Genomic DNA, 13,904 nt, shown 5'->3' on the forward strand with positions numbered 1-13,904 from the left:
TTGCAGAGGTATGTGCCTTTGGTTAGTATTCACACCCGCTTCTGATGGGTGATGACGAGACTCCCCATCGATATTGGTTGAAGCTTTAACTGTGCAGATAACGCGCAAGGAAACAGGTTGATTATGTACGAAGCTCTGTTAGTTGTTTTCCTTATTGTAGCGATTGGCCTCGTGGGTTTGATCATGCTGCAGCAAGGCAAAGGCGCTGATATGGGAGCCTCATTCGGTGCAGGCGCTTCTGGTACGCTGTTTGGTTCAAATGGGTCTGGCAACTTTATGACTCGTATGACCGCGGTACTGGCTACGCTGTTCTTCATCATCAGCCTGGTTCTGGGTAACCTGAACAGTAATAAAACAGCCAAAGGTAGCGAGTGGGATAACCTCACTGCGCCGGCGCAGTCTGAACAGCAGACTCAGCCAGCTAAACCGGCAACACCGGGCAATGATATCCCGCAGTAAGATCGTCAACGCTGTAGTGCGATAAAACAACGTCGCAGTCTAGTGATGTACCGAGGTGGTGAAATTGGTAGACACGCTACCTTGAGGTGGTAGTGCTCGAAAGGGCTTACGGGTTCAAGTCCCGTCCTCGGTACCAAATCTCAGTTTAACTTGCATTTTTTGCAAGGTCGGCGTATTATTCGCCACGTTTTCGGACGCGGGGTGGAGCAGCCTGGTAGCTCGTCGGGCTCATAACCCGAAGGTCGTCGGTTCAAATCCGGCCCCCGCAACCACTTTCCCTTAGAGTTCTTTTTCAAATATACTGTATGCATCGACGGACGCAATCTCAGTGATTTTTGAAAAAAATTCTTTTGGATTGTGCTCCGAAGCCGCTATGCGGCGTACAGGGTCCAGTCACAAAAAGCCCCGAATATTCGGGGTTTTTTGTTATCAGGAAATCGAAACACTGGGCTATAGGCCCTTTTTTTATGTCTTGGGGGTGGGCTTGTCCACATTAGAGCAAAAATTGACAGAGTTGATCTCTGCTCCAGTAGAAGCGCTTGGCTACGAATTAGTCGGTATTGAGTTTATTCGTGGTCGCACATCAACCCTGCGCATCTATATTGATAGTGAAGAGGGTATCAATGTTGATGATTGCGCCGATGTTAGCCACCAGGTTAGCGCAGTAATGGATGTGGAAGATCCAATTACCGTGGCTTACAACCTTGAAGTTTCCTCGCCGGGTCTCGAACGTCCTCTTTTCACTGCTGAACACTATGCACGTTTTGTCGGTGACGAGGTGAGCCTGGTACTACGCATGGCCGTACAAAACCGCCGTAAATGGCAGGGTATCATCAAGTCTGTTGAAGGCGAGATGATCACGGTGACCGTTGAGGGTAACGATGAAGTGTTCGCGCTGAGCAACATTCAGAAAGCGAACCTGGTCCCCCACTTTTAAAAGTCCGGATTGAGGCTAACCAGGATGAACAAAGAGATCTTAGCTGTAGTAGAAGCCGTTTCTAACGAAAAAGCCCTGCCGCGTGAGAAAATCTTCGAAGCGCTGGAGAGCGCTTTGGCCACTGCGACCAAAAAGAAGTATGAGCAAGAGATCGAAGTGCGTGTCAGCATCGATCGCCGCAGCGGCGATTTCGACACCTTCCGTCGCTGGCAGATTGTAGAAGAAGTCACGCAGCCGACTCGCGAGATCACGCTGGATGCAGCCCGTTATGAAGACGAAGCGTTCAATCTGGGCGAATTTGTCGAAGATCAGATTGAATCTGTCACCTTCGACCGTATCACCACCCAAACTGCTAAGCAGGTTATCGTACAAAAAGTACGTGAAGCTGAGCGCGCAATGGTGGTTGATCAGTTCCGTCAGCACGAAGGCGAAATCATCACTGGCGTGGTGAAGAAAGTGAACCGTGACAACATTTCACTGGACCTCGGCAGCAATGCTGAAGCGGTGATTTTGCGTGAAGACATGCTGCCGCGTGAAAACTTCCGTCCAGGTGACCGTATCCGCGGTGTGCTGTATGCCGTTCGCCCTGAAGCGCGTGGCGCGCAGCTGTTCGTCACCCGTTCTAAACCAGAAATGCTGATCGAGTTGTTCCGCATTGAGGTGCCAGAAATTGGCGAAGAAGTTATCGAGATCAAAGCGGCAGCGCGCGATCCGGGTTCACGCGCCAAAATCGCGGTGAAGACCAACGATAAACGTATTGATCCAGTGGGCGCTTGCGTCGGTATGCGCGGTGCGCGTGTCCAGGCGGTTTCGAGCGAGCTGGGTGGCGAGCGTATCGACATTGTGCTGTGGGACGACAACCCGGCGCAGTTCGTTATCAACGCTATGGCGCCAGCCGATGTGGCGTCAATTGTGGTGGATGAAGACAATCACACCATGGATATCGCTGTTGAAGCCGGCAATCTGGCTCAGGCGATCGGCCGTAACGGCCAAAACGTGCGTCTGGCTTCCCAACTGAGCGGTTGGGAACTAAACGTGATGACCGTCGATGATCTGCAGGCTAAGCACCAAGCTGAAGCCCATGCAGCGATCGATATGTTCACCAAACATCTCGACATCGACGAAGAGTTCGCCACCATTCTGGTGGAAGAGGGCTTCTCTTCGCTGGAAGAATTGGCTTATGTGCCAATCAACGAGCTGCTGGAAATCGACGGCCTCGATGAAGAGACCATTGAAGCCCTGCGTGAACGAGCAAAAAATGCGTTAACCACCCTGGCATTAGCGAAAGAAGAGAGCCTTGGTAATCAGGAGCCCGCTGAGGATCTTCTGAATCTTGAGGGCTTGGATCGTGCGCTGGCGTATCGCCTGGCGTCGAAAGGCGTTTGCACGCTGGAAGATCTCGCTGAGCAAGGTGTTGACGATCTGACAGATATTGAAGGGCTGGATGACGAGAAAGCCGGTGCGCTGATTATGGCTGCACGTAATATCTGCTGGTTCGGCGATGACGCGTAATAACAGGAAGGAACAGCATGACAGATGTAACCGTAAAATCGCTGGCCGCCGAAATTCAGACCCCGGTCGATCGCCTGGTACAGCAATTTGCTGATGCAGGGATTCGTAAGTCTGAAAACGATGCGGTATCCCAGCAAGAGAAAGAAACCTTACTGTCTCACCTGAATCGTGAGCACGGTCAGACCGGTTCAAGCAAGCTGACTTTGCAGCGCAAGACGCGCAGCACCTTGAATATTCCCGTCACCGGGGGTAAAAGTAAGTCGGTACAAATCGAAGTCCGCAAAAAGCGCACATACGTGAAAGGCGATGCAGAGTCTGAGCAAGCTCAGGCAGAAGCGGAAGCCGAGGCGCAGCGTGAAGCGGAAGAGCAGGCGCGTCGCGAGGCGGAAGAACAAGCCCGTCGCGAAGCTGAACAGAAAGCGCAACGTGAAGCCGAAGACAAAGCCAAGCGCGAAGCCGCTGACAAGGCTAAACGTGAAGCAGCGGAAAAAGAGAAATTGACTAATCAACCTACCGATGTAGTAGCCAAGGCTGCGCAATCTGATAAAGCCCGTCGTGAAGCAGAAGCTGCCGAACTGAAACGTAAAGCAGAAGAAGAAGCACGCCGTAAGCTGGAAGAAGATGCGCGCCGCGTGGCTGAAGAAGCCCGCCGCCTGGCTGAAGAGAAAGGCGCTGAATGGGCAAAACCTGAAGAAGAGGATAAGGGCGACTATCACGTCACTACCTCTACTCACGCCCGTCAGGCAGAAGACGAGAACGATCGCCAGGTAGAAGCTGGCCGTGCACGTGCTCGCACCACCAAAGCGGCTCGTCCGGTTAAGAAAGGCAACAAGCATTCTGAAGCTAAAACCGATCGCGAAGAAGCGCGTGCTCAGGTGCGTGGCGGCAAAGGCGGTAAGCATCGTAAGCCAAGCACCCTGCAGCAGGGCTTTAACAAGCCGGCTCAGGCGGTTAACCGCGATGTTGTCATCGGTGAAACCATCACCGTTGCTGAACTGGCCAACAAAATGGCGATCAAAGGTTCTCTGGTCGTTAAAGCGATGATGAAGATGGGCGCCATGGCGACCATTAACCAGGTTATCGATCAAGAAACCGCTCAGATGGTTGCGGAAGAGATGGGTCACAAAGTGATCCTGCGCCGCGAGAATGAGCTGGAAGAAGCGGTAATGGACGATCGTGACACCGATGCTGCGCAGGAAAGCCGTGCGCCAGTCGTCACCATCATGGGTCACGTTGACCACGGTAAAACCTCGCTGCTTGACTACATTCGTTCAACGAAAGTGGCATCAGGCGAAGCGGGCGGTATTACCCAGCATATTGGTGCTTACCACGTTGAAACTGACAACGGTATGATCACCTTCCTCGATACCCCGGGACACGCCGCGTTTACCGCAATGCGTGCTCGGGGTGCGCAGGCCACGGATATCGTTATCCTGGTTGTGGCTGCTGACGATGGCGTGATGCCTCAGACCGTTGAAGCTATCCAGCATGCGAAAGCCGCCGGTGTGCCAGTGGTTGTTGCGGTTAACAAAATTGATAAGCCAGATGCTGATCCAGACCGCGTTAAGAACGAACTGACCCAGTACGGAATTCTTCCGGAAGAGTGGGGCGGTGAGAACATGTTCGTTAACGTCTCTGCGAAAGCCGGTACCGGTATCGACGACCTGCTGAATGCGATTCTGCTGCAAGCTGAAGTTCTGGAACTGTCTGCTATCCGTGAAGGTATGGCGAGCGGCGTGGTGATTGAATCGTTCCTCGACAAAGGTCGTGGCCCGGTTGCTACCGTGCTGGTACGTGAAGGTACGCTGAATAAAGGCGATATCGTACTGTGCGGCTTCGAATATGGCCGTGTACGTGCGATGCGTGACGAACTGGGTCGTGAAGTACTGGAAGCGGGTCCATCCATTCCAGTCGAAATCCTCGGTCTGTCCGGTGTGCCGGCTGCGGGTGATGAAGCGACTGTAGTACGTGATGAGAAGAAAGCGCGTGAAGTTGCACTGTATCGTCAGGGCAAATTCCGTGAAGTTAAGCTGGCGCGTCAGCAGAAGTCTAAGTTGGAGAACATGTTCGCCAACATGACTGAAGGCGAAGTGTCTGAGCTGAACATCGTGCTGAAATCTGACGTACAGGGTTCTGTCGAAGCCATCTCTGATTCGCTGCTCAAACTCTCTACCGACGAAGTGAAAGTACGCATTATCGGTTCAGGCGTGGGTGGTATCACCGAAACCGACGCCACGCTGGCTGCAGCATCCAACGCCATCATTCTCGGCTTCAACGTGCGTGCTGATGCATCTGCTCGCCGCGTGATTGACGCTGAAAACGTTGACCTGCGTTACTACTCCGTCATCTATAATCTGATTGACGAAGTTAAAGCTGCGATGAGCGGTATGCTGGCTCCAGAGTTCAAACAGCAGATTATCGGTCTGGCTGCAGTACGTGACGTGTTCAAATCACCGAAATTTGGTGCCATCGCGGGCTGTATGGTCACTGAAGGTATCATCAAACGTCACAACCCAATCCGTGTACTGCGTGACAACGTGGTTATCTATGAAGGCGAGCTGGAATCTCTGCGTCGCTTCAAAGATGACGTCAACGAAGTTCGTAACGGCATGGAATGTGGTATTGGCGTGAAGAACTATAACGACGTTCGCGTTGGCGATATGATCGAAGTGTTCGAAGTGATTGAAATTAAACGCACCATCGATTGATCATCATTTGATGTGTTGCAATTTGGGAGGCCTCTGGCCTCCCGAATTATTTGGGAGAAAGAATAATGGCAAAAGAATTTGGCCGCCAACAGCGCGTTTCTCAGGAGTTGCAGAAAGAGATCGCAATTATCCTGCAGCGCGAAATTAAAGATCCACGTCTCGGTATGATGGTGACGGTTTCGGGCGTCGAAGTGTCGCGCGATCTTGCCTATGCCAAGGTGTTTGTGACCTTTTTGAATGATAAAGATGAAGAAGCAGTGCAAAACGGCCTGAAGGCGCTGAAAGAAGCCTCTGGCTATATCCGCACGCTGGTAGGTAAAGCGATGCGCCTGCGCATCGTGCCGGAGCTAACCTTCTTCTACGACAACTCGCTGATCGAAGGTATGCGCATGTCGAACCTGGTCAGCAACGTTATTAAGAGCGATGTTGAGCGTCGTGGCGATAGCCCGGCGGAAGATGACAAGGAGGACTAATGAGTCGTCCTCGTCGTCGCGGTCGCGACGTCCACGGTGTGTTTCTGCTGGATAAGCACCAAGGCGCATCTTCCAATGATGTGCTGCAGAAAGTAAAACGTCTGTTCAGCGCGAACAAAGCGGGCCACACCGGCGCCCTCGATCCTCTGGCGACCGGCATGCTGCCGGTTTGCCTCGGCGAAGCCACCAAGTTTTCGCAGTATCTGCTCGATTCGGACAAGCGTTATCGCGTCATTGCTCGCCTGGGTGAACGCACCGATACGTCTGATGCCGACGGTAATATTGTTGAGACGCGTCCGATTACTTTTGATCAGGCGGCACTGGATGCAGCGCTGGACTATTTTCGTGGCGACACCATGCAGGTGCCGACCATGTTCTCCGCGCTGAAGTATCAGGGACGCAAGCTGTACGAGTACGCACGTGAAGGCATAACCGTGCCGCGTGAAGCGCGCCCGATCAAAGTGTTTGAGCTGCAGTTTATTCGCTGGGAAGGTGATGAACTGGAGCTGGAGATTCACGTCTCTAAAGGCACTTACATCCGCACTATCATCGACGATCTCGGTGAACGGCTTGGCTGCGGTGCGCACGTTATCATGCTGCGTCGTCTGCAGGTGGCGCGTTATCCGATCGAAAGAATGGTGACGCTGGAGCAGCTGCAGGAAGTGGCGGCCACCGTCAACATGGCGGAAACGCCGGATTACAGTGCGCTCGATGCGTTATTGCTGCCGATGGATAGTCCGGCAGAAGAGTTCCCGATGGTGAATTTGCTGCCTACGGTGGCGGCTTATTTCAAACAAGGTATGCCGGTTCAGGTGGCGGATGCGCCGGAACAAGGATTGGTGCGCGTGACGGAAGGTGATGAGCAAAAATTCATTGGTATGGCCGAAATTGCCGACGATGGGCGCGTGGCGCCGCGTCGTCTGGTGGTAGAATTTCCTGCATAATCAAGCCTCTCGCATTTGACCTAACGGCGCATTTGCGTTGCTATCAGGCGAGGAGTAGAATGGCGCGGCTTTAAAAGCGGGCTGCTGAATTAGAGATCGGCACCCATACATTCATTATCTAACGGAGTTTATTATGTCTCTAAGCGTAGAAGCTAAAGCAGAGATCGTTGCTAAATACGGTCGTGGTACCAACGACAGCGGTTCAACTGAAGTTCAGGTTGCTCTGCTGACTGCTCAGATTAACCACCTGCAGGGTCACTTCTCTGAGCACAAGAAAGATCACCACAGCCGTCGCGGTCTGCTGCGCATGGTATCTCAGCGTCGTAAGCTGCTGGACTACCTGAAGCGTAAAGACGTTGCTCGCTACACCGGTCTGATCGAAAGCCTGGGTCTGCGTCGCTAAGTCTGAAGAATCTGATCAAGGATGTAGCGCATGCACCATGCAAAAAAACGCATCTGACGATCAGATTTGTGCGAGTTTCGCGAAAAGGGGGCCTTTATGGCCCCTTTTTTCGAGCAATCCGCAGCAATCCGGACCAAACTCATGTATTGTTGCAGAGAGTGATCTTTGCTTGCAGAGGTTCGCGCGGCTAATGAGAGGCTTTACCGCATGGGCGGTTAAGGTTGTCATTAGTCGCGAGGATGCAACTGAAGATCGGTAATCCCCGGCGCGCCAGAATGGGCTGCGCCTCTGAATTTAAGGACTTAAATTTTGCTGAACCCGATCGTACGCAAATTCCAATATGGTCAGCATACCGTCACGCTGGAAACCGGCATGATGGCGCGCCAGGCTACCGCTGCAGTAATGGTGAGCATGGATGACACTGCTGTATTCGTTACCGTTGTTGGCCAGAAAAAAACTAAACCAGGTCAGGATTTCTTCCCGCTGACGGTTAACTATCAGGAGCGTACTTACGCTGCTGGTCGTATCCCGGGTAGCTTCTTCCGTCGTGAAGGCCGTCCAAGCGAAGGCGAAACCCTGATCTCACGCCTGATTGACCGTCCAGTTCGTCCGCTGTTCCCGGAAGGCTTCATTAACGAAGTGCAGGTTATTGCAACCGTTGTTTCTGTTAACCCACAGGTTAACCCAGACATCGTTGCGATGATCGGTGCATCCGCTGCGCTGGCTCTGTCAGGTCTGCCGTTCAATGGCCCAATCGGCGCAGCGCGCGTGGGTTATATCAACGATCAGTACGTACTGAACCCAACTGCTGATGAAATCAATGAATCACGTCTGAACCTGGTTGTTGCCGGTACCCAGAACGCGGTGCTGATGGTGGAATCAGAAGCTGACATCCTGACTGAAGAGCAGATGTTGGGCGCTGTGGTATACGGCCACGACCAGCAGCAGATCGTTATCGAAAACATCAATGCGTTGGTTGCCGAAGCGGGTAAACCACGTTGGGATTGGCAGCCACTGCCAACTAACGATGCATTGATCGCACGCGTTACTGCACTGGCAGAAGCAGGCATCAGCGACGCCTATCGCATCACTGATAAGCAAGAGCGTTACACTCAGGTTGGCGCAGTGAAAGACGCGACCATCGCTGCACTGCAGGCTGAAGATGAAACGCTGGATGCTGGCGATATCGCTGACATCGTGCACGATCTCGAGAAGAGCGTTGTTCGTAGCCGCATCATCCGTGGCGAACCGCGTATCGATGGCCGTGAGAAAGATATGATTCGTGGCCTGGATGTGCGCACTGGCGTACTGCCACGCACGCACGGTTCTTCACTGTTTACCCGTGGTGAAACGCAAGCGCTGGTTACCGCAACATTGGGTACCGCACGTGATGCGCAGAATCTGGATGAGTTAATGGGCGAGCGTACCGATAGCTTCCTGTTCCACTACAACTTCCCTCCATACTGCGTGGGCGAAACCGGTATGGTTGGCTCACCGAAGCGTCGTGAAATCGGTCACGGTCGTCTGGCGAAGCGCGGCGTGCTGGCAGTAATGCCTAAGCAAGCGGATTTCCCCTACACCGTGCGTGTGGTTTCAGAGATCACTGAATCTAACGGTTCTTCTTCAATGGCTTCCGTGTGCGGTGCATCTCTGGCACTGATGGACGCTGGCGTACCGATCAAAGCTGCCGTAGCCGGTATTGCGATGGGTCTGGTTAAAGAAGCCGACAACTTTGTGGTTCTGTCTGACATCCTGGGTGACGAAGATCACCTCGGCGATATGGACTTTAAAGTAGCGGGTAGCCGCGATGGTATCACTGCGCTACAGATGGATATCAAAATCGAAGGCATCACCCGCGAAATCATGCAGGTTGCTCTGAACCAAGCGAAGGGTGCGCGTCTGCACATTCTGAGCGTGATGGAACAGGCAATCAGCACGCCGCGTCAGGAAATTTCTGAGTTCGCGCCGCGCATTTACACCATCAAAATCAGTTCAGACAAGATCAAAGATGTCATCGGTAAAGGCGGCTCAGTGATCCGTGCGCTGACCGAAGAAACCGGCACCACCATCGAAATCGAAGATGACGGTACCGTGAAGATTGCTGCTACTGATGGCCTGAAAGCCAAAGAAGCCATTCGTCGTATCGAAGAGATCACTGCTGAGATCGAAGTTGGTCGCGTTTACTCTGGTAAAGTGACACGTATCGTTGATTTCGGTGCCTTCGTGGCAATCGGCGGCGGTAAAGAAGGTTTGGTGCACATCTCTCAGATCGCCGACAAGCGCGTAGAGAAAGTGACCGATTACCTGCAGATGGGCCAGGAAGTTCCAGTGAAAGTCATGGAAGTGGACCGTCAGGGCCGTGTACGCCTGAGCATCAAAGAAGCGACAGAGCAGAAACCAGCGGAAGAAGTTGCTACCGCTGCATCTGATGCATCTGACGCCGAGTAAGCGTTTACCGATTTACCTCTCCCTGTTTTGCGGGGAGAGGTGTTTAGATCATCGCGAGGGCGGGAATCCTTGTGCACAGCAGGAGGATGACAGGATGGTTGTCCCAATGTTTGTATTCGGGAGTGGGAAATGAAGCCTTTTTTGCGCTGGTGTTTTGTTGCGACAGCTATCACGCTGGCAGGATGCAGCAACTCCAATTGGCGTAAGAACGAAGTTCTGGCAGTACCTTTGCAGCCCACACTGCAGCAAGAGGTGATCCTGGCGCGAATGGAACAAATTCTTGCCAGTCGTGCCCTGACCGATGATGAACGCGCACAGCTATTATATGAGCGCGGAGTGTTGTATGATAGTTTGGGTCTGAGGGCATTAGCGCGGAACGATTTTTCGCAAGCGCTGTCCATAAGACCAGATATGCCTGAGGTATTTAACTATCTCGGTATATACTTAACGCAGGCAGGCAACTTTGATGCTGCCTATGAAGCGTTTGATTCTGTACTTGAGCTTGATCCAACTTACAACTATGCGCATTTAAACCGTGGTATCGCCCTCTATTACGGCGGTCGATACAAGTTAGCGCAAGATGATCTGCTGGCGTTTTATCAAGACGATCCTAACGATCCATTCCGCAGCCTTTGGCTCTATCTCGTTGAAAGCGATATGGATGCCGACAAGGCAAAAGTTACGCTGAGACAGCGTCATGACAAAGCGGTTCGCGATCAATGGGGATGGAATATTGTCGAGTTCTACCTTGGCGACATCAGTGAAAAAACGCTGATGGAACGTCTCAAGGCGGACGCAACGGATAACACCTCGCTCGCTGAACATCTCAGTGAAACCAACTTCTATTTAGGTAAGTATTACCTAAGTCTGGGGGAGAAGGACGACGCGAAAGCGTTGTTCAAACTGGCGGTGGCCAACAACGTAAATAACTTTGTTGAGCACCGATACGCATTGTTGGAACTGGCGCAACTCGGCCAGACACAAGACGATTTATCAGAATCTGACCAGCAATAGCTGACGAACTTTTATTGCCTGAATACCTGTAAAGTCATCATCTTCAGAGATGAGGGCTTTTCTGTTCGTCAAAACTTCTAATTTGAGCCGGTTCACACTTTTTGATGAAAATGACTGAAAGTTTTCACGACGAGTTATGTAGACTGGCCGCCGCAATCTAAGAGGCACGTGTACTACATGACTGATATTCAAACCACTTTTGCTGACCTTGGCCTGAACGCCGACATCCTCGAATCACTGAACGGTATGGGCTACGTAAAGCCTTCTCCAATCCAGGCTGAGTGTATTCCTCACCTGCTGGCTGGCCGTGACGTGTTGGGTATGGCGCAGACCGGTAGTGGTAAAACTGCGGCATTCTCACTGCCGCTGCTAAACAACATTGATGCTACTGTTAAAGCACCGCAAATTTTGGTGCTGGCACCTACCCGCGAATTGGCGGTACAGGTTGCTGAAGCCGTCACAGAATTCTCTAAACACATGCGTGGCATTAACGTGGTAGCCCTGTACGGCGGCCAACGTTATGACGTACAGCTGCGCGCACTGCGTCAGGGACCACAAGTTGTTGTCGGTACCCCTGGTCGTCTGCTGGATCACCTGAAGCGTGGCACGTTAGATCTGTCTAACCTGCGCGGTCTGGTGCTGGACGAAGCGGATGAAATGCTGCGTATGGGCTTCATCGAAGACGTTGAAACCATCATGGCGCAGATTCCAGACGGTCATCAGACCGCGCTGTTCTCAGCCACCATGCCAGAAGCGATTCGCCGTATTACCAAGCGTTTCATGAAAGACCCACAGGAAGTGCGCATCCAGTCAAGCCTGACTACGCGCCCGGACATTTCTCAGTCTTACTGGACCGCTTACGGCCGTAAAACTGATGCGCTGGTTCGTTTCCTGGAAGCGGAAGATTTCGATGCAGCCATCATCTTCGTGCGTACCAAAAATGCCACGCTGGAAGTGGCCGAAGCGCTGGAGCGCAGCGGTTATAACAGCGCAGCACTGAACGGCGACATGAACCAGGCACTGCGTGAGCAGACGCTGGAGCGTTTGAAAGATGGTCGTCTCGACATCCTGATCGCGACCGACGTTGCAGCACGTGGCCTGGACGTTGAGCGTATCAGTCTGGTCGTAAACTTTGATATCCCGATGGATGCAGAGTCTTACGTTCACCGTATCGGTCGTACCGGCCGTGCTGGTCGTGCAGGTCGTGCGTTGCTGTTCGTTGAGAACCGCGAGCGTCGTCTGCTGCGCAACATCGAACGCACCATGAAGCTGACCATTCCAGAAGTTGAGCTGCCGAACGCAGAACTGCTGGGTGAGCGTCGTCTGGCTAAGTTCGCGGCTAAAGTACAGCAGCAGCTGGAAAGCAGCGATCTGGATCAGTACCGCGCACTGCTGAGCAAAATGCAGCCGGGCGAAGATCTGGATATCGAAACGCTGGCCGCAGCACTGCTGAAAATGGCTCAAGGCGAACGTCCACTGATTCTGCCACCAGAAGCACCGCGTCCAGCACGTCGCGAGTTCAGCGATCGTCCTGACCGTGGTGAGCGTCGCGATTCACGTGATTCTCGTGGTCCACGCGAAAGCCGTGACAGCCGCGATGGCGATCGTCCACGTCGTGAACGTCGTGACGTTGGCGAAATGCAGCTGTATCGCATTGAAGTGGGCCGTGATGATGGTGTTGAAGTTCGTCACATCGTTGGCGCGATCGCTAACGAAGGCGACATCAGCAGCCGTTACATCGGTAACATCAAGCTGTTTGGTACTCACTCAACCATCGAGCTGCCGAAAGGCATGCCGGGCGAAGTGCTGCAGCACTTTACTCGTACGCGTATTCTGAACAAACCGATGAATATGCAGCTGATGGGTGATGCGCCAGTGCACGAGCGCAGCGAACGTCGTCCATCTGCTGGTGGCGAACGTCGTGGCAATGGCGCACCGCGCGGTGATGGTGCTCCACGTGGCGAAGGCGCTCCACGTCGCTTCTCCGAACGTCGTGAAGGTGGCCGTGAAGGCGGACGCTTCAGCCGTGAAGGTGGTCGTGGCCCGCGTCCAGAAGGCGCTGCTGCACCACGTCGTCGTGACGCATAAGCGATAAACGCGAAAAGTAAAAAGGGACGCTAACGCGTCCCTTTTTTTATGCGCGTGGAAGGTAAATTTTACACGCCACCAGCAATCAGCACGCGTTCACCGCTAACGTAAGCTGACTCTTCTGACGCCAGAAACAGCGCCACCTGCGCCACATCTTCCGGCAAGCCAAAGCGTCCGAGCGGCGTTGCCGCTATCAGCTGTGCTTTCAACTCCGGGTGCATCTTCTTCGCCGCCAGCAAACCTTCGGTCAAAATAATGCCGGGTGCTAACGCATTGACGCGAATATTACGTGGCCCAAGCTCGCGTGCGAGGCCCTGCGTTAAGGTATCGATCGCGCCTTTGGTTGCTGCCCAAAGCACCGAGCCGGGCGTGCTGCGTTGGCTATTTAAAGCGCTAAGGTTGATGATGGAACCGCCGCGTGCGGGGAAATGTTTTGCCGCCTGCTGACACACCAGCAAGGTACCCAGCAGATTCACATTCAGCTGCTGCTGCATCTTGCTGAGGCTAAGCTCGGCAAAGTCACCGTGGTGAAAAATCCCGGCGTTATTCACCACAATGTCGGGCGCGCCAAACTGCTCAATGCTGCTAGCGAACAAGCGCTGCACATCGGCCTCGCGTGAAATATCAGCCTGTACGGCGATGGCGTCGCTACCCAGCGCCTTAATGTCGGTCACCACATCCGCCGCACCCACTTCGTCCTGAAGATAATTCACCACTACCCGAGCACCGGCCGCCGCGAAAGTCATGGCGATGGCGGCACCAATGCCTTTCGAAGCGCCCGTCACCAGCGCAATTTTGCCTTCAAGTGTTTTCATCGTGTCTCTCCACCTGAGATTTCGGGGAAAATAAAGCATGCGCTGTCCATACAATCGGGTGGTAGCGCAATCCTGCAAGCTTCTTGCACGATCCTGCAAATCT

The 13,904-nt window shown here is 53.2% G+C and carries 12 protein-coding genes and 2 tRNA genes; 13 read left to right on the top strand and 1 reads right to left on the bottom strand.

All coding sequences use genetic code 11. From position 1 onward, the window contains the following. Positions 1-123 precede the first annotated feature (123 nt). The 13 genes from secG (at position 124) to ACFQW4_RS14805 (ending at position 12,986) form a co-directional block, all read left to right on the top strand. Positions 124-459 carry a preprotein translocase subunit SecG gene (gene secG, locus ACFQW4_RS14745; protein ID WP_007886689.1) on the top strand — a complete coding sequence of 112 codons (336 nt, stop codon included), beginning with the start codon at positions 124-126 and terminating at the stop codon, positions 457-459. 49 nt (positions 460-508) lie between these two features. After that, a tRNA-Leu gene (locus ACFQW4_RS14750) sits at positions 509-595 on the top strand. 59 nt (positions 596-654) lie between these two features. Next, positions 655-731, top strand: a tRNA-Met gene (locus ACFQW4_RS14755). A 212-nt stretch (positions 732-943) separates the two neighbouring features. Continuing rightward, positions 944-1,396: a ribosome maturation factor RimP gene (rimP, locus tag ACFQW4_RS14760; protein WP_137386838.1), complete on the top strand. Its 453-nt coding sequence runs from the start codon at positions 944-946 to the stop codon at positions 1,394-1,396. Positions 1,397-1,420: 24 nt separating this feature from the next. Further along, complete coding sequence (gene nusA, locus ACFQW4_RS14765) at positions 1,421-2,908, top strand: transcription termination factor NusA (protein ID WP_101762251.1); 1,488 nt, start codon at positions 1,421-1,423, stop codon at positions 2,906-2,908. Positions 2,909-2,925: 17 nt separating this feature from the next. After that, positions 2,926-5,616: a translation initiation factor IF-2 gene (infB, locus tag ACFQW4_RS14770; protein WP_064737725.1), complete on the top strand. Its 2,691-nt coding sequence runs from the start codon at positions 2,926-2,928 to the stop codon at positions 5,614-5,616. A 65-nt stretch (positions 5,617-5,681) separates the two neighbouring features. Next, positions 5,682-6,089, top strand: coding sequence for a 30S ribosome-binding factor RbfA (gene rbfA, locus ACFQW4_RS14775; RefSeq protein WP_101762250.1), 408 nt, complete (start codon positions 5,682-5,684; stop codon positions 6,087-6,089). Beyond that, the gene (gene truB, locus ACFQW4_RS14780) at positions 6,089-7,033 is read left to right on the top strand and encodes a tRNA pseudouridine(55) synthase TruB (protein ID WP_354466991.1); all 945 of its coding nucleotides are present in this window, start codon (positions 6,089-6,091) and stop codon (positions 7,031-7,033) included. The genes rbfA and truB overlap by 1 nt, the downstream gene beginning before the upstream one ends. A gap of 133 nt (positions 7,034-7,166) precedes the next feature. After that, positions 7,167-7,436 carry a 30S ribosomal protein S15 gene (gene rpsO, locus ACFQW4_RS14785; protein WP_036620269.1) on the top strand — a complete coding sequence of 90 codons (270 nt, stop codon included), beginning with the start codon at positions 7,167-7,169 and terminating at the stop codon, positions 7,434-7,436. A gap of 309 nt (positions 7,437-7,745) precedes the next feature. Continuing rightward, a complete protein-coding gene (pnp, locus tag ACFQW4_RS14790) occupies positions 7,746-9,884 on the top strand; it encodes a polyribonucleotide nucleotidyltransferase (protein WP_101762248.1) in 2,139 nt (712 codons plus the stop codon). Positions 9,885-10,013: 129 nt separating this feature from the next. Continuing rightward, a complete protein-coding gene (gene nlpI / locus ACFQW4_RS14795; protein ID WP_008104288.1) occupies positions 10,014-10,898 on the top strand; it encodes a lipoprotein NlpI in 885 nt (294 codons plus the stop codon). Positions 10,899-11,002: 104 nt separating this feature from the next. Continuing rightward, positions 11,003-11,059: a protein YrbN gene (gene yrbN / locus ACFQW4_RS14800; protein WP_098053093.1), complete on the top strand. Its 57-nt coding sequence runs from the start codon at positions 11,003-11,005 to the stop codon at positions 11,057-11,059. Positions 11,060-11,075: 16 nt separating this feature from the next. Further along, positions 11,076-12,986, top strand: a complete 1,911-nt coding sequence (locus ACFQW4_RS14805; RefSeq protein ID WP_101762247.1) for a DEAD/DEAH family ATP-dependent RNA helicase — start codon at positions 11,076-11,078, stop codon at positions 12,984-12,986. 68 nt (positions 12,987-13,054) lie between these two features. Here ACFQW4_RS14805 and ACFQW4_RS14810 read toward each other — a convergent pair whose 3' ends face one another. Further along, positions 13,055-13,801: an SDR family NAD(P)-dependent oxidoreductase gene (locus ACFQW4_RS14810; RefSeq protein WP_377725976.1), complete on the bottom strand. Its 747-nt coding sequence runs from the start codon at positions 13,799-13,801 to the stop codon at positions 13,055-13,057. Positions 13,802-13,904 lie beyond the last annotated feature (103 nt).

This window comes from Pantoea sp. GCM10028869 (assembly GCF_042666835.1).
GTDB lineage: Bacteria > Pseudomonadota > Gammaproteobacteria > Enterobacterales > Enterobacteriaceae > Pantoea > Pantoea leporis.